The sequence below is a fragment of the Lactobacillus sp. wkB10 genome, assembly GCF_000760615.1.
GTDB classification, from domain to species: domain Bacteria; phylum Bacillota; class Bacilli; order Lactobacillales; family Lactobacillaceae; genus Lactobacillus; species Lactobacillus huangpiensis.
The window spans coordinates 78,170-96,339 of the sequence record NZ_JRJB01000001.1; the positions used below are offsets into that span (position 1 = coordinate 78,170).

An 18,170-nucleotide genomic window follows, 5' to 3' on the forward strand; every position below is an offset into this window, starting at 1 on the left:
GTGATTAACACAAAATAAAGCCTCTTTCATGCAAAAAGTATAAAGCTATTTATATCTTACCTAAAAAATAAGTTGCTATATTTGTTATTTGATTATATAATATATTTGTATATATAAGGAGGATCAAAATGAGTACACCAATTTTTTTTAGTCATCCAAGACCAATCACAAATATTCAATTAGATTTTATAAAAAATTATCTAACAAGCTAATTATTACAGGTTTTGAGTCTCTAACTTTAGGAGAAAATAGGTATAATATTGAAGCACCCTTGAAAGGGATAATAGATCTTATGGATGAAACATATGGTTTGATGAGTGTAGCTTTAAAAAGGGCTCATATCAGTAAAGAAATGGATAGTCCACAAACCAAACATCCTAAAATTATTTCTGATAAGTGGTTAACTAGCCCGTATTGCCTAATTGAAACAGCAATAGGTTATAAATTAGATTTACCTGTTCTAATATTAAGGGATAAGGACGTTTTAGAAGAAGGTGTTTTAGCAAAAGTCGTTACAGATGATTATATTTCCACAAATGATTTGAGTGAATCATATGATGATTATCTTAATTCTAAAGAGTTTGAAGATCTATTAAAACAGTGGGAAATCAAAGTTATAAAACAATACGTGAAGCATCATAAAAGATAACCTTGACAATTTATTTTTAATATATAAAATGAAGATTTAATTAATATTTTTTATAATACTATTATAAGCTTAAAGAGTAATAAAATATAAAATTACTGGAGAGGATAAAATGTTTGATAAAGAAGCTGAATTCGTTAATATCAGCAAAAGTACAAATTGTATAAATGCAATGTTGGTAGGTGTATCTTCTACAAATAATGCTAGTGTTTTTAAGTTACCGAGTTCTGAAATAAATAGATTTTTTAATACATTTAATAAATATTTAAAGCATATTAATAATAAGATTTTTCAAAATTATTATAATTTTGGTAAAAATACCACTTTAGTAATTCGATTTTGTGGATGTAAAAGTAATGATGATGGCAAGCAACTCCCTCACTCGTATACCGCAAGTTCTTATAAAATTATTAAGAAGCAAGGCTTTAACAATTAAAAATTTACATTTTTAATGTTAACTTTAAATTTAGATAATTAATGAAAATATTAAATTATATCCTATATTGCAAGAACCCTGAAATTAAATTGTTTCGGGGCTTTTTTGTAAAAAATTAATTTATAAAATAAAAATATATTTTATTTACGCATGTTTAGTTTGAATCATTTGTTTAGAAATAGTATTTAGTAATAAAATTTAGTCAAGGAGCATTTATTATTAATAAAACTATACATGTAGATGCACGAAAAAATAGGACAAATGAAAATGGAAAAATGGCAAGAAGAGTGTGCCTATAATAAATATTGGGTAATGGCCCATTCGCAACAGTGCTATGAGCAGATTAGGCTGCTGGCTAAAAACAACGAATGGTCAGAACAAAAGAATATTGAATTCAAGAACTTATTAGAAAAAGCAGCCAGTCAAATTCCAACAGTTAAAACCTTAACCAACGCCTATCAACATGTCTGGGGCTACTTTAAGAAAACTTGTACGCCAGAGGAAAAGCAAACTTACTTACATTTATTGCAAGAATTATCACCAATAGAAGATGAATTGGGTCCATTTTTAAGTCGTTTAGCTGAAAAGTATCAAGTTTCTTATTTATTAAACTCACGTTTAATTCAGGAGAATAAAGAAAAATTATGAGATTATGGCATCAAGACTTAATTTGGCGATTACCAAGGCAACAGTTATTAGGACAACATCGAGAAATTGCCGCTTTGCGCGGACGTGGCTGGGGTAAACCGCATTCCACCGTTAACTATGTTTTTCAGTATTCACCATATAAATTGTTTCAATTTCATTTGTTAGTATTAGCTGAGATGCAACGGCGTCATTATCATCCAGATATTAAATGGTTTGATCCATATTATAGAGGACAATATTGTCCTAAGTACAAAAATTTACCAGCTATTCCGTGGACAGATCCGATTTATCCAGAGCATGATGATACATATTTACAAAGTTGTTTGGATAATTTGCACCAAAAAGGTATAGATTTGTATTAAATTTGGCTTAATAGAAAATAGGAAAAGAATCACTTAAGAAATTAAGAATCATCATGATTTTTGTCTAAATCAATTTTAAAGAACACAGGTAAAAAGTTGAGTACTATGATATAAATCCTCAACTTTTTTATTTTGTAATTGTAATTAAATTAATTTTTTGGTTAGTGCTTTCAAGCCCTTTTACAGCTTTATGGTGACTATAATACCGAATAATAATATAGATTAGTGTAAAAACGATGGGAAATTTTGATAAGTTAAACAAGTTTAATAAAAGCTAGTTAAATTTTCTTATATATAGCTCTTGTTGATACATGATATCATTTACTATATAATCACTATATACCGAATATATAGTGATTATTTGTGGAAAGTATAATTAGCATTTTTAAAATATTATTGGAATCTAATATCTATTTTCCTGTAAGACAAGAAAGAGGAAGGTATGGTTTACAAGTAAATAGAGTGACACGCCCTAATATATAATTCTCTAAATAGTTCAATGTAGAATAACAGTATCAATTTTATAACTAAATACTGTTTCCTGATAGTTCTTCAACTAATTCAAAGGAATGCAATCTCATTATATTTATAGCACTGATAGTGACTTTTGTAGTATATTCAATAATTGGGAAAGTATTCATTACTCTTTTCCTTTTACTGATTATTGCTTTAGTAATTAGGTATAAATTATTATGTGCTGTTAATATAAAATAACTTATAGTTCTCACTGCTATGCTAATAGTGATTTTGGTGTTAATGAATTCCCTGAATAACTTGTAAATTATTGGAAACAAAGTGAATATTTTGAGAAACCCAAATAATTTTTGAGCGTGTAATAAGTTATGTTTTAAAGGTATTCTTTAAATTTGCTTATTATGTTAATTAATTATTAATATCTATTTAAGTAGCCTTAAAATTGATTTGTCAATGTCAGCATTTAGAATAAGCAATTTATTTCAACTTAGGAACAAAATAAAAGTTCAGGAATTATCAAGTTTAGTATGGACATACTTGTAGTTCGTCTTATTGTCTTTATTACTTTTCCTTTAGGGCCTAATTCTTTGCCTAGGAAGCTATTAATTAATTTGAAAAAGTTTGTAAACTACAATTAGCTCAGATAAAAGAAACTAAAAAAGAAGAATATAAATAAAAGACTAATTGATTTGATTGAAGATTCAAAGTGGCAATGGCTTAGAAATTAGTTCCCAGCTGTATATAAAGTATGGACTTAATTAACAAGAAATTGATGTTTTTGAGGGAAAGTGAATGGCAATAAGTAATGGTTAAAATAGCTGAAAGTACAATTAAAGCGGTAGCAAGCTTCGAAAAATTAGAAGACATTTGTTTATTTAAGGGAGAATGTAATAGTACTGCAATGCATTTGTACATTCCCAAGATAAATGCACGGCGATTCGATAATTTAGCTACTATAGAAGTATTGCTAGAAGTTGTTAAAGATTTTTCTTTACCCCGTCTCAAAGTACAGAAGTACCGTGATAAAGAGAAAATGGCAAAACTTTATAAAGAGAGCCGAAAAACTTTTCGATCGTATACTACTAATACTGGTGAGTTGGGTGAGATGCTTTTGTATACTTTTTTGGAGGGTGCTCTTCGTGCGCCTAAAATTTTATCCAAAATGTCATTAAAAACAGCACCAGGAGATTATACGAAGATGTCTGATGGCATTCATTATTTAAAATTGCATAACCCGGATAGATATCATATTATTTTCGGTGAAGCAAAAATGTATAAAAATTTATCAAAAGGTTTTAAAAGTGCATTTAAATCAATTGCAGATCACCAATCTGGTAAAGAATTTGAAAAGAGTTTAATTTCCTCACAAATTGAAAATGAGTTTATAGAGGAAGTTGATAAAAAAATGATAAATGCTATTTTATATCCTAGTGATTCTGAAATAAAAATAAAAGTTTCGGATGCGTTTGGAATCTTTATTGGATTTGAGATTGATAATACTGAAGGGCAAACCAAAACAGAGGATGACTATGAGAAATGGGTGAAGAATAAAATCGTTTCAATCGTAAAATCAAGAACTGCAACAATTGAAAAATATATTACTGAAAATAAATTAGTTGGGGATAATTTTTACGTATATTTGATGCCGTTTATTGATTTGGATGAATCACGAGAAGAGATTACAAAAGGGGTGATTGAATGAAAAAGCCAGCAAAAAAGTCAACAATTATCCAAGAACTTAATAATCAAGCAATTAAGGACAATTATTTATATAAATTGCTTAGGAAGATTCAATATATATATGGGGCAAATTTGTTTGATAAAGATACTGAAGAACTTAGTGAAAAGGAGCTTTTTGACATACTGCGATTTTCTGATATTTTGTCGAGATCTGAAGAATCTTTGAATAGAAATATAGCCTTGAAAATTATTTCAACACTTTTTGATGATCATCGTAATGAAGAAGTGTACCAATTATTTGCTCAAAATGTCATGGTTAAACTTGGAAATTTTCCGTCGCTCAAATTGTTAGAAAATTCCGAAATTAAATTTAATAATAAAGAAATTGCGTTTGAAAAAATATTAAAGGAAATTTCTCAAAGAACATCTGTGAATGAAATGGTTTTTACAGATTCGCAATATGAAATATTTAATGAGATTAAAAATTCCAATCATTATAGCTTTTCTGCGGGGACATCTTTTGGGAAATCATTTCTTTTTTCTGAATATGTAAATTGGATTATTAGGGAAAAAAACGCAAGTGAAAATATTGCGTTTTTAGTACCAACAAGAGCTTTAATTACACAGGTAACAGAAGATCTTGAAAATAATATCACTGATAAAAAGTACAAGATAGTTATTAATCCTGATATTCCGACAATTTTTAGTAACAATAAATTTATTTTTGTTTTTACTCCAGAAAGATTGGTTTCCTATTTTTCAAAAAGTACTAATCCACCCATTGGTACAATGATTATTGATGAAGCACAAAATGCAATATCAGATAATGAACGGTCACCTATTTTTTATCACGCAATAACGCTGGCGGTACAAAAGAGCGTCAAGTTATATTTTGCTTCACCCAATATTCCAAACCCTGAAATTTTTTTGGAGCTAGTTGGAAATTCAACGCTCGAGTCTAAACATGTTTTAGATGTAAATGTCGCTCAGCAAAGATATTTCGTTGACTTCAACTCAAATAAGTACCGGATCTATTATGATTTCATAAAAAATAAAGAATATGATGAAAGGGATTTGAAACTGTCGGATTTTGATGATTTATTAGTAAAAATGACTTTTGGAACTCAATCTATTATTTATTGTAATTCAGTTAGGTTTACTGTCGAAAGAGCACAAAAGTTATCACAACGGGTTAGAAAAAGTGAAGATAAATCCCTTCATAAACTCTCAAAATTTATTAAGGAGAACATTCATGATAAATATTACTTGGCAGAGTTGATTGAAAAAGGAATTTCATTCCATTTTGGAGCGTTGCCTCAAGAGATTCGTAAAAAGGTTGAAGCACTATTTAAACAAGGTAAAATAAAGTATTTATTTACGACTTCAACTCTTTTGCAAGGAGTTAATTTACCAGCAAAGAATGTATTCATTCTGAGTGACAAAATTGGTATGTCAAACTTGACTGACTTTGATTTTCTTAATTTGGCAGGGCGAGCAGGAAGGCTGTCTAAAGAACTATATGGCAACATTTTTGTGATTCGATTAGATCAAGCCTCCAAAATCGATGAACTTTTTAAATTTAATAAAATGAAAAAAGTTGCTAGTAAAGTTTTATCAGGACGAGGTAATTTTTACACAAATATTGGAAATATACTTGAAAATAAAGAAATGACGAATAAAAACATGCCAGCAAAGCAACGAAGAGAGATAGCGGACTATGCGGCAATACTTACCTATCAACTAAAACGAAATGTACCATCGCAACTAGTTGATAAGTTTAATCAAAAGAATAGAAACTCCAAAAAATTAATCAAAAAAATGAAGGATATGAATATTCCAGAAGATGCATTAATGGTCTCTACCACCATAAAGCCTTTATACCAAGAAAAAGTGTTTGTTTTAGAAAACCCCCATATGTTTAAATCTGATTACACTGTTAGTGAATGTCAAGAGATATTAAAGGCTTTGAATTCAACTTATAAATGGTCCGAAGAAGAAGACGGGCGATATCTGGGAAATGAAAAACGATTTGGATATTATTCAGTTTTGATGTCGGAGTGGATTCAATCTAAACCGTTGAATGTCATGATCCGCAGTACAATAAAATATCATGAAAAAAATAAAGTCAAAATTGCAATAAACGGCAATCCAAAAAGTCAAGAAATTTTTTCTATAAATAATACATATCATATAAATTATGTTATAAATGAATTGTTTAAGGATATAGAAAATATTTTGAAATTCAAAGTCAAAAATTACGTAGTTAATTACTTAAAGCTTACCAATCAAGATGATTCTGAATGGCAAAATTATTTGGAATATGGTACTAATGATAAATCTATTATTGAACTACAAAAAATTGGTTTTGATCGTACTATAGCTATGGAATTAAGTAATCAATTGAAAAAAAACGTTGACTTTAGAAAGAACTTTGAATTTAACGAAGAGGGCGAAATTAAAAGAATTGATACTGAAAGTATTCTTAAGTCAAGTATTACTTCTGAGGCTAAAAATCAAATAAAGAAGTTACTTAAATAATTGGGCCATAACGATTAATCAGTTTAATTGCATAATCTAAAGCTGTTTGGTTTAAATCTTCTCTTTTAGCAATAGTTAATATCGGAAATCCCTTAATTTTTTATATTTGGCAAAGTTCAATTTTTTCTGTTTGGATTGCTTAGTTATAAAAAAGCCCCAAAAGTTGTCCTACTTTGGGGCTCAGTAAAATGTTAGCCTTTTAAATTTTTGGAAACAAATAAACTATTTCTTTTTGATTTTGTTGTTGATCTCTCTAATTTCTCTTATAACTCGGTAAGATCTGATAACCCATACTATGACGTAAATTAAGATGAAGAGTCCAGTAAAAATCATAAAGTTAACGATATTTGCTGGAAACCAACCTGCTAAAAATGCAAGCGGAGTAAACCCGATGTAGTAAATGATAAAACTAACGGTTGTCCTCTTTAATATGGACCATTGTCTAATAGCAAAGACAAAGCTACCAAAGCCGAATACTAATCCCATTAAGGCCCATAAAATTACTGAGACGGTCATAGCGTTTAAAGGGGTAGCAAATTTTGCAGAAAAACTGGGATCTGAAGGATAATATATTGAGTTTTTATTGGAAAAATTGTAAAAAAGTGAAACAATCATTCCAAATAGGGTTCCTTCAGCTGAAAACCTGAATGTATAGTTGATGAATTTTTTCATATTTTTCATATTCCTAACCTCTCTTTTAGGGTCTTAATATTTCTTCTAGATATCTGCACTCTATGCTTATTAGTCAAAACCACATCAATTAACCCGTTATCAAGTAATTCAAGGTGGTCGATGTGTTGACAATTAAATATAGCGCTGCGTGAAGCCTCAATAAAATAGTTCGGTAAATCTGTTTTCAAATTTGATAAACGATCATTATATATAAGCTGTTGCTTTTCTGTATAAACATTAATATCTCTATTAGCAACCTCAAGTGAATAAATGTCTTCAAAATTAATCGAATAAATTTGAGATTGATAATGGCACCATAATGAATTTTCAGACTGTGTTAATTTTTGCAAAAGTTCATTAATTGCTGGTGTCATTTTTTTGATCCATAATTCACCGTGCTCTTCACTAATATTAGGATCGACGTGACAATTAATTTTCATTCCTAGTGCTCCTTTCTGTTAATAAGTATAGTAGATGAATTTTGCTTTTATCCTAGATTACTGCAAATGGTTGATTAGAAGTCATTAATGGTTACAAAGCCTGCCTTTCTGGTTAAAATTTAGCTTTTATAATTAAAAGAGAGTTTGAGTGCATGAATATACTAAAGTATAATTTAAAAGAGATGAACTAAGATTAGATTGCATCTATCAAATCAAGTAAGGCGATCAACTTAAAATTGCATTTTTGAATAGAAAGGAAGATAATTTTGAAAAAAAGAGATATAGAACCAACTGAAGAAAATATAATAGACACTTTTGTTAAGAACAGTGTTGGAAGAAATAATAGCTTATTTAAGTTTATAGAAATGCTTAATTATCAAGATGATTCATACTCAATTGCTTTTGATGGGCGATGGGGTTCAGGGAAAACCTTTTTTGTAAAACAATGCAAATTAGTATTGGATTGTTTAAATGAAGAGAATCAGTATGAATATAAAGATCAAATTTTAGATGAAATAGGTCAAGACGAAATTGCTAAACTTACAAAAATTAAATTTAAAACTGTTTATTTTGACGCTTGGAAAAATGATAGTGATTTGGATCCGATTGTGTCTTTATCCAAAAGTATAGCTACAACTGCTTTTAACATTAAAACGAAAGCTAAGAGTTTAATTTTTGAAGCGGGAAAAGAATTAGTTAAAATAGCAGCCAAAGAAATTGCAAAAACTGATATTGATAATATCTTAGATATATTTCATACAGAAGAAAATGTTGAAGCCAAATTCAAGAAGGAATTAGCTTCTTTAATTCCGAAAAATGGACGGCTAATTGTATTCATCGATGAATTGGATAGGTGTCGTCCAACATATGCTGTTAAGCTATTAGAAAGAGTACAACATTTTTTTGATAATAAGAAAATCACCTTCGTTTTTTCCGTCAATCTTTATGAATTAAAAAATACAATAAAAAAGCTTTATGGTTCAAGTTTTGATGGAGATAGATATCTTGATCGATTTTTTTATTCGATTATCAGCTTACCAGATGCAAATTATATTTCTGAGAATATAGAAGGTTTGTCTTCAAATGAAAAAATGTATTTAAAGTATTGTGACGAGATCTCTCAGAAATTCAATTTTAGTCTTAGGGAACAGAATCATTTTACAAGCATGATAGATATTACTGGTGTTAAAAATAGATTTTTGTCTTTTAATTATCAAACAGATGTATACGGAAATGGTAATGAAATAGTTGATTTATTCATAATTCCCTATTTGATTGCGCTTAAGATGATCAATAGCAATCAATTCAATGATTTTGTTTTTTATAATGATGGTACAGACTTTATTGATTTTTTAGCATCGAGTAAAATCTTTTCAAGTTATTTGTGGAATGAAGATTCAAATACTCTTAAGAAAGCTGCAAAAGACATTTATGATTGTATTTTTGCAAAAAATGAAATCGTAGAATCTATTGTAATTATTAAAGAACCAAAGAAAAAATATATTGGGAAACCTTATAAATTAAAAAAAGAAGTTAATGATATTTTAAGTTTAGTATCGGATTACTCCGTTTATGAAGATAAAGCTACTAAGAAATAAGCATATTAACATTTATCTTGTTGATAAACATATAAATTTAGTTAATGGAGAATACTAAAAATTGAGATTTATAAGTCCCTATAAATTAAAATTTTAGGTAAACTTAATTAGAGTTTGCATGTCGAGATATGGTATAACTTAATAATAAAGAATCAATGTTATAGAAAAGCTAAGTTGAAATAAGCCAATTACTTACAAAGAACTATGGAAATTATTAAATGATAAGGAAAAACATTATTGCGCGGTAATGCTGGAATAAGTGGAAATGTTATTGTTAAACTATGAAAAAAGAACCAGTGGCTTTAGAATCATTGGTGATATTATTAGTATAGAACAAAGCTACATTAAGAAATGAAGGGTGGAGTTAGGTGCTCGTGCTAAGAAAAGAAACAGAATTATCTAACAATTGTGATGACATGATCGAAAACATCAGTGCTGCAAATATTCAAGAAAATTTGCTCCGAGAAACAATGCCAGCTATTCTTGATATTTTGCTGCTTGACCATACCACTTCAACAACAAGAGCAACAAAGAATATCATCTGGGCGAATGAAAATTACATTCAGTATGGTTTTAAAGAATACTCAGCTAAAGCACAAATTAAGCCAGACTTGATTACTAAAAGTCGGGGACAATTGATTATGCCTAGAGCTTTGAAATCACGTGAGTTACAGAAAGAACGGACTAAAGCAAAAGCTGAGGTATTCACACCAACTTGGATCGTGAAGAAACAAAATGATGAGGTCGATAAGGATTACCAAGATGACGATTTGGAAACTTATGTGAAGCGTACATGGCTTGAAATTGCTTGTGGTGAAGCACCATATATGGTATCACGTTACGACATGGAAACTGGCAAACCCATTCCATTTACTGAACGTGTAGGTTTTGTTGATCGCAAGTTGAGGCGAATTAACGCTGAAGTTGAAGATAAGGCAGAATGGCAGCGACTGGTGGAGGAAGCTTTTAAATCTAGCTATGGTTTTGAATGGAGTGGTGATTCATTGTTACTTGCCCGCGAAAACTTGCTTTACACTTATCGGGATTATTATTATGCCAAGTGGTTAGAAGAACCATTATATGGTTTATTTGAAGATATTGCAGAAATCATTAGTTATAACGTTTTCCAAATGGATGGCTTAAAATATATTATTCCGTTGAGCGAGAAAAAAGAAAAAGTAATTTGTCAACAGATGTCTTTGTTTTATGACATAGAACCTGAAGAACATTGGAATATCAAACCTGGTAAACGCGTCAAAATAATGAATTGGAAAAAAAATAAAATGGAATTCTTCGATAAAGGGGTCAAATAAGTATGAGGAATAACACAGTTATTAAAACTACTAAAACTATCTACCCACAGATTTATGCCTATACTTTACCAACAGTGTCTAATGATGCTGGTTGGATTAAGATTGGCTATACAGAACGAAGAAATGTAGATGCCCGTATTCTAGAACAGACAAAAACTGCTGCGATAAATTTGCCCTATAACAAATTGTGGACTGAACCTGCTAAGTTCAATAACTCTGATAAATGGTTTACTGATAAGCAATTTCATGCATATTTGAGGAAGTTTAAAAATGTTAAGCAACGCTCAAATACTGAATGGTTTTATTATGACGGGATACCAGAAAAAGCACATGTAGATTTTGATGATTTCCGCAATAATAAATTTAACCAAGCAAAAGAACAACTGGATTATACACTTCGCCCAGAACAAGAAGATGCGGTTAAGAAGACCTTTGCTTATGCAAAATCGCACGAAGGAGGCGAATTCTTGTGGAATGCGAAACCACGTTTTGGTAAAACTTTAGCGACTTATGATTTAGCTCGCAGGTTAGATGCAGTTAACGTTTTGATTGTAACTAACCGCCCAGCTATTGCTAACTCATGGTTTGATGATTTTCAAAAATTTATTGCTTGGCAGACAAAGTATCTCTTTGTTTCAACATCAGATTCATTAAAGGACCGTCCTGCTTTAGCTCGTAGTGACTTTTTAAACGAAGTTAGTGAAAATGAAGATGTTCGTCAAATTGCTTTTATTTCATTACAAGATTTAAAAGGGGCTATTTCTTTTGGTGGACCTTATGATAAATTGAAATGGGTTAAGGACCTCAATTGGGACCTTTTAGTTGTGGACGAAAGTCATGAAGGCTGTGATACATTTAAAACGGATATAGCTTTCGAACAGATTAAGCGAAAATTCACTTTGAACCTTTCGGGAACACCTTTTAAGGCGTTAGCTGCAGATAAGTTTTCTGATGAACAAATCTATAATTGGACTTATGCAGATGAACAAAAAGCTAAGCAAGGGTGGCCAAAAGATGTTGAAGAAAATAACCCTTATGAGAAGCTGCCATGTTTGAATATGTTCACGTATCAGATGAGTCAAATGATCACAGATGAAGTGAATAAAGGTGCTGAAATTGATGGTAAGAACATTGATTATGCTTTTGATCTAAATGAATTCTTTGAAACCAACGATGCTGGTAAATTTGTTCATGAAGTAGATGTCAAGAAGTGGCTAAACTCACTAACGCACAATGAAAAGTATCCATTCTCTACACCAGAACTGCGTAATGAACTAAAGCATACTTTCTGGCTGTTGAATCGAGTTTCTAGTGCTAAAGCTTTAGAAAAATTGTTAAAGAATGATCCCGTCTTTGAAAACTATGAAATTATATTAGCAGCTGGAAATGGTAAGTCAAGTGATGATGACCAAATAATTAACGAAAAAGCATTAGACCGTGTTCGTAAGGCAATTAAGACGCATGATAAAACAATTACATTATCAGTTGGCCAGTTAACAACTGGCGTAACTGTTCCTGAATGGACAGCTGTGTTAATGCTTTCTAATATAAAGTCACCAAGTCTATATATGCAGGCTGCTTTCCGCGCACAAAACCCATGGGAATTTGAGGTTGATGGTAAGATGCATCAGAAAAAAACAGCATATGTTTTTGATTTCGCACCAGAACGTACTTTAATGATATATGATGAATTTGCTAACAACCTTAGTCCAAAGACTGCTAATGGTGGCGGTACATCTGAAGATCGCAAAGACAACATTCGAACATTATTGAACTTTTTCCCAGTTATTGCAGAAGATAATGAAGGTAAAATGATCGAATTGGATGTCAATCAAGTATTGACGATTCCTAAGACAGTAAAGGCCCAAGAAGTTGTTCGTCGTGGATTTATGTCAAATTTACTTTTCCAAAATATTTCTGGTATCTTTGCAAATACAGGTGCTCGTGAAATATTGGAAGATTTGAATCCTGTGGATCAAGGAAAAAGTGTTCCTCGTAAAAGTAAAAAACCAATTGATACTAGAGATGTTAAGGTTGATGATAATGGAAATGCCACTGTTGAAGCAGAAACTGTAATTGAAACAACGAATGCACATTTTGGACCAAAAGTTTATTGGACTATGCAGGAAGCTGCTAATCAGGCTAACTCCCCTGCTGAAAGCAAACTATCAAACAAGATTGCAAATGAATTCAAGGTAAACACACAAGGTATTTTGAAGGACTTGGCTAAGGAAAATGGTTTGTCTGTAAAATCTGCTGAACAAATGGTTAAACAAAACGCTAATCTCATTGCTCGTCAAGTTGAAGTTGTTCGAAAACAAGCTGAAATTAAGCACAATGAAGCTGAGGTTGAATACAATAAGGTTGTTGCTGAATCTCACAAAGATATTGCAAAAATTGAAGAAGCAAAAGCAACATATGAAGCTAAAAAACATGAAATTGACAACAATTTCCACAAAGATTTAGCAACGACTGTTGAAAATAAAACGCGAGAATTAGCTCAACAATCGACTGAAATGATTCTAAAGAAAGCTGCAGATAAGAAAAAGAATACTGTTGAAGATGATATTCGTGCACGTCTGCGCGGATTTGCTCGGACTATTCCATCATTCTTGATGGCTTATGGAGGACCTAACATTACCTTAAGCAACTTTGATACTACTATTAAGGATGAGGTATTTAAGGAAGTTACTGGGATTACATTAAACCAGTTCCGTGCATTGCGAGATAAGTATAATTTCTTTGATCAAGTTGTCTTTGACGAATCTGTGCAGGAGTTTTTACGTAAACGTCAAGAGTTGGCAAATTACTTTGATGAAAGTCAAGAAGAAAATATTTTTGACTATATTCCACCACAACAAAACAATCAAATTTTTACTCCTAAAAATGTTGTGAAGATGATGATTGATAAGTTGCAGGCTGAAAATCCTGAAGACTTTACAGATCCTAATAAAACATTCGTTGATTTGTACATGAAATCAGGGTTGTTTATAGCTGAGATCGTAAAGCGATTGTATGTTGGACTGAAAGATAAAATTCCTGATGATGAAAAACGTTTAAAACATATTTTGGAGCACCAAGTATATGGCTTTGCACCGAGTGAAATCATTTACAATATTGCTCGTAACTTCATTTTTGGGTTTAATGAAAAAGCCCATAATATTGATGACTCACATATTGTGTTCCTCGATACAACGCCTTATGCTCGTGGCGAAGGTGATTTTGAAGCAAAATGTGATGAGTTATTTGGTGAAAGCTTATGATAGATAATACTGATTTACTTGATAAAATAATTACAGGCTATGTTCCACATAAAATATATGCTTTTTCAACACCTCAACTTTTAGACTATTTAAAGGTTGGAGAAACAAGTCGTAGCGTGAATGTTCGCTTAGAAGAGTGGAAAAAGTCAATTTCTGATTTGAAATTTGAGAAGGACTGGCTAGCAATGTTGCCTAAAAAGGCTAAGGAACAGACAGACTTCTTTCAGGACTATGCCTTACATGAATACTTTAAGAAGCACGGTATCGAACCATTCTGCTATCGTCACGCACCAGGACATTCAAAAGAATTTTATCCAGTCAAGATTAAAGACATTGAAATGGGAATTGATGATATATCTAAGGATTATTTGAGTGATCCTCCGAGGAAGTATACCTACCTGAGCATTAAAGATAACTCAAAGGCTAGAGAGCATTGGAAAAGAAATCAAGTCTTCAATCCAAGAGAAAATCAACAGGAAGTAATTGATAACATTGTTGAAGTTTCAAAAGATAATACTGTGCCAAAGAATTATTTACTTTATGCTGTGATGCGATTTGGGAAGACTTTCGTTTCACTTGAAGCTGCTAAAGCTCTTGGTGTAAGGCTAATAGTTGTTGTGTCAGCCAAAGCTGATGTTAAAAGCGAATGGAAGAAAAATTTGGAATCTCACGTTGACTTTGAAGGTTACAGATTTTTAGATAGTGATGATTTGAAAAATAGTGATACTATTATTCAAAAAGTATTGGATTCTGATGAAAAGGTTGTATTGTTTTTAACTTTACAAGATCTCAATGGAACTTATATTAAAAAGAAGCACAAACAACTTTTTAATAAAACAGTAGACTTATTAATTGTTGATGAATCACATTTTGGTGCTCGAGCCCAATGTTATGGTCAAGTAATTCATAAATGGGTTGGTTCGGATAAAAAAAGAAAATTAAAAGCTTTTGATGCTTATGAACAGCAAGTAACGGATGATATAGAAGATGATGTTGAAGTTAGGGGTCTAAAAAATGTAAAAGCAATTAAAGCAGTGTATACGCTTCACTTATCAGGAACTCCTTATAGAATGTTAATGAGCAGTGAATTTGATAACCCAAAACAAATTGTTGGTAAGGTTCAGTTTGAAGACATTCTTGAGGAAAAAGCTAAGTGGTATGAAAAAAATTTGGATGAACCAGAATGGAAGAATCCGTACTTTGGTTTTCCTCAAATGGTACGATTTGCTTTTAATTTAAGCGATGCTGCGATATCTAAGCTTAATGTTTTAACTACCGAAGGTAATGTGGCTCGACTAAACGAGATATTTGGACCAGTATCTAATGAAAAGTCTGACGCAGGACATTTGAAATTTAAACATGAAGACGAAGTTTTAAAAACTTTGAAAGCGTTAGACGGTACTGAGGACTCGGAGTCGATATTTCCAATTCTTGATTACAAAAAAATTAAAGATGGCAAAATGGCTCATCATATAGTTATGGTGTTACCATATAAAGCTTCTTGTGATGCTATGTCCGAACTACTAAGCACGCATAAAAATGATTTTTTTAACTTTTGTGATTATGAGATAATTAATATTGCTGGTCACGATTCGATTTTCAATAATCGTGGAGAACCGGCCACAGAGAAAATTAAAACAAAAATTGCAGAGCTATCGAAAAAAGGAAAAAAAACAATTAGTCTAACTGTAAATAAGATGTTGACCGGGGTAACGGTTCCGCAATGGGACACAATGATATTCTTGAAAGATACACAAAGCCCCCAAGAATATGACCAAGCAATCTATCGATTGCAATCACCATACGTTACCTGCCAATACGATAGTGAAGGTAATGTAGTCAACAAGGAGGATATTAAGCCGCAAACACTATTAATAGATTTTGCACCAAATAGAATGATAAGCCTTGAACATTACAAAGCTTTTATCTTTAGTGCTAGTGAAGGTGGTGCGGGTAATGATAAAGTTGAGCAATCACTCAAGCGTCAAATGAATTTTTCTCCTATTATCACTATGAATGCTGATAAACTTACTCAAGTTCAACCCGAAGATATTTTAAAGTATATTGCAGAATATTCGTCAGAAAAAGGTATTATCGAGGAAGCTAGTGAGATTTCTGTTGATTTATCAATTTTGGATAATCCAATAATTAAAGAGGCAATACAAAATGAAAATGAAATTGGTGAAAAATCTGGCCTTAAATTCAATTTAAATAAAAATGGCGAAGATTTATCAGATAAGTTTGGTATTTCAGCTGAAGACGACAATGATGACTCAGTTCCCCAAGATGAGTCAACTGATAAGGATGCAAATATTGGGAAAGAGGTAACCGAAGAAGAGAAACTTGAAAAGAAAGTTCAAAATTATTATTTACGAATTTTATTTTATGCCTTTTTGAGTGAAGAAACGGGAATCAATAATCTTTCGGATGTTATTAGCTCTTATGATAACAATCAACGGCTTGCACGTCATTTAGGTTTAGAAAAGGAAGTATTACAAGCGCTTGCTCAAGCTTTAAGACAGCCTTTTGTGCGAAGCGACCTAGATAATAAGATCAGTAATGCAAATGCATTATTAGCTGATGATTCCATCAAGACATCTGAAAAAGTTGGAAGAGCGATACAATCTTTTAAGCGAATTTCAGAAAACGAAATTTTTACACCACGCCATATTACTGTGAAGATGATTGATGATTTATTAATAGATATGAATTTGTCGGACTTCAATCAGCACCCAATAAAATTCTTAGACCTTGCAAGCAAATCTGGAATTTACTTATTGATATTATATGAAAAACTACTGGAAAACAAAGTTAATGATCATATTGCTCGTAATTCTTTATATGCAGTTGCTACATCATCTATTGCATATGAGTTTACAAGAAAAGTATTTGAGTTAATGAAATTTCCGATTAAAAACATTTTAGATATTGATTGTGCAAGTAGCTATGATTTGATTAGTGAACTTAATCGTCCATATTCTGCTGATGGCCTTAAGCAGTATTTTTTTAAAGGAGACAAAAATATGAAGTTTGATGTTGTAGTGGGAAATCCACCATATCAAGAGAATGATAATGGAAAAAGAGATGATGGTGCTGCAAATGCTTCTGCAAGTCCTTTGTACCATTACTTTTTCGATTTGGCTAAGAAAGTTTCAAACGGAAAAATTGATTTAATTTTTCCAGCACGTTGGTTGACGGGTGCAGGAAAAGGATTGGGGAATTTTAGTAAGAAAATGCTAAATGATACTCACATTAAATCAATTTCAATTTATAAGGATTCTAGCAAAATATTTCCAAATACAGAAATAAAAGGAGGTGTATTGTATTTAATTTACGATAAAAATTATGATGGAAAGACACAAGTTAATTTTTCAGATAGTGACGGAAAATTATCAAAATATACAGGTTATTTAAACTCTGCAGAATCAGGTGTCTTTATACCTTACAAGGAACTTGTTTCGATTTTAAAAAAAATTAGAGCAAAAGAAGATCTTTCTACGAATAGCATTCAAACGATAGTTTCTGGCCGTAAACCTTTTGGCTTAACGACGGATTTCTTTAAAAATCCAAGTAAATATAATTTTCCTCCTGTGCATTCATTAAGAGAAGATGCAATGGATATTGAAATTATTGGACTTGAAAAATCGAAGCGGATTACTAAATATGTGTCAAAAAATTATCCTATCAGTGCAGGATTAAAGTTAATAAATAATTGGAAAGTATTTGCTCCCTATGCATATGGTTCTGGTGCATTTGGTGAGGCTGGGCCCAATTTAATTCTAGGGCGTCCTAGGCAAATATCTACAGAGACATTTTTAGCCATTGGACCATTTGATACGGAATTTGAAGCTAACTCCTTCATTAAATACTTTAAAACTAAGTTTTTTAGAGCCTTAGTTGGAATACTAAAAACCACACAGCATAGCACGACTACTTATAGATTCGTTCCAAAACAAAATTTTACGAAATCAAATAAAGATATTGATTGGTCAGCTTCTGTTAATAAAATTGATGAACAATTAGCCATAAAATATGGGTTGGATAATAAAGAAATTGAACTAATTAATACTAAAGTTAAAGCTATGGATTAAGGATAAGAA

Annotated in this window: 12 protein-coding genes; 10 read left to right on the forward strand and 2 right to left on the reverse strand. The window is 31.3% G+C overall.

Annotated elements, in window-relative coordinates:
• Positions 1 to 292 precede the first annotated feature (292 nt).
• The 6 genes from LACWKB10_RS00415 to LACWKB10_RS00440 all read left to right on the forward strand — a co-directional run bounded on the left by LACWKB10_RS00415 (position 293) and on the right by LACWKB10_RS00440 (position 6,784).
• A complete protein-coding gene (locus tag LACWKB10_RS00415; protein ID WP_152560540.1) occupies positions 293 to 649 on the forward strand; it encodes a hypothetical protein in 357 nt (118 codons plus the stop codon).
• Positions 650 to 758: 109 nt separating this feature from the next.
• Entirely contained in the window at positions 759 to 1,082 is a 324-nt protein-coding gene (locus LACWKB10_RS00420) for a hypothetical protein (RefSeq protein WP_034977252.1), read from the forward strand.
• Between the two features lie 267 nt (positions 1,083 to 1,349).
• A complete protein-coding gene (locus tag LACWKB10_RS00425; protein ID WP_034977777.1) occupies positions 1,350 to 1,730 on the forward strand; it encodes a YbgA family protein in 381 nt (126 codons plus the stop codon).
• Positions 1,727 to 2,092, forward strand: a complete 366-nt coding sequence (locus LACWKB10_RS00430; RefSeq protein WP_034977254.1) for a TIGR02328 family protein — start codon at positions 1,727 to 1,729, stop codon at positions 2,090 to 2,092. Before LACWKB10_RS00425 ends, LACWKB10_RS00430 begins: the two co-directional genes overlap by 4 nt.
• 1,279 nt (positions 2,093 to 3,371) lie before the next feature.
• Positions 3,372 to 4,268, forward strand: a complete 897-nt coding sequence (locus tag LACWKB10_RS00435) for a DUF1837 domain-containing protein (RefSeq protein ID WP_034977257.1) — start codon at positions 3,372 to 3,374, stop codon at positions 4,266 to 4,268.
• Positions 4,265 to 6,784, forward strand: coding sequence for a DEAD/DEAH box helicase (locus LACWKB10_RS00440; protein ID WP_034977260.1), 2,520 nt, complete (start codon positions 4,265 to 4,267; stop codon positions 6,782 to 6,784). Before LACWKB10_RS00435 ends, LACWKB10_RS00440 begins: the two co-directional genes overlap by 4 nt.
• A gap of 222 nt (positions 6,785 to 7,006) precedes the next feature.
• On the opposite strand, the gene LACWKB10_RS00445 is transcribed toward LACWKB10_RS00440, so the two are convergent.
• Positions 7,007 to 7,465, reverse strand: a complete 459-nt coding sequence (locus LACWKB10_RS00445) for a DUF3021 domain-containing protein (RefSeq protein ID WP_235191475.1) — start codon at positions 7,463 to 7,465, stop codon at positions 7,007 to 7,009.
• Positions 7,462 to 7,896 (reverse strand): LytTR family DNA-binding domain-containing protein, encoded by a 435-nt coding sequence (locus tag LACWKB10_RS00450; RefSeq protein ID WP_034977264.1) that lies wholly within the window; start codon positions 7,894 to 7,896, stop codon positions 7,462 to 7,464. The genes LACWKB10_RS00445 and LACWKB10_RS00450 overlap by 4 nt, the downstream gene beginning before the upstream one ends.
• Positions 7,897 to 8,162: 266 nt before the next feature.
• Between LACWKB10_RS00450 and LACWKB10_RS00455 the strand changes: the two genes are divergently transcribed.
• From LACWKB10_RS00455 to LACWKB10_RS00470, 4 genes are all read left to right on the forward strand, one after another.
• Positions 8,163 to 9,494, forward strand: coding sequence for a P-loop NTPase fold protein (locus LACWKB10_RS00455; protein ID WP_034977267.1), 1,332 nt, complete (start codon positions 8,163 to 8,165; stop codon positions 9,492 to 9,494).
• 374 nt (positions 9,495 to 9,868) lie between these two features.
• On the forward strand, positions 9,869 to 10,807 hold the full coding sequence (locus tag LACWKB10_RS00460; protein WP_235191476.1) for a restriction endonuclease: 939 nt from the start codon (positions 9,869 to 9,871) through the stop codon (positions 10,805 to 10,807).
• A 2-nt stretch (positions 10,808 to 10,809) separates the two neighbouring features.
• Positions 10,810 to 14,070, forward strand: coding sequence for a DEAD/DEAH box helicase (locus tag LACWKB10_RS00465; RefSeq protein ID WP_034977270.1), 3,261 nt, complete (start codon positions 10,810 to 10,812; stop codon positions 14,068 to 14,070).
• Positions 14,067 to 18,161, forward strand: a complete 4,095-nt coding sequence (locus tag LACWKB10_RS00470; protein WP_034977271.1) for an Eco57I restriction-modification methylase domain-containing protein — start codon at positions 14,067 to 14,069, stop codon at positions 18,159 to 18,161. Before LACWKB10_RS00465 ends, LACWKB10_RS00470 begins: the two co-directional genes overlap by 4 nt.
• The last annotated feature ends 9 nt before the right edge of the window (positions 18,162 to 18,170 follow it).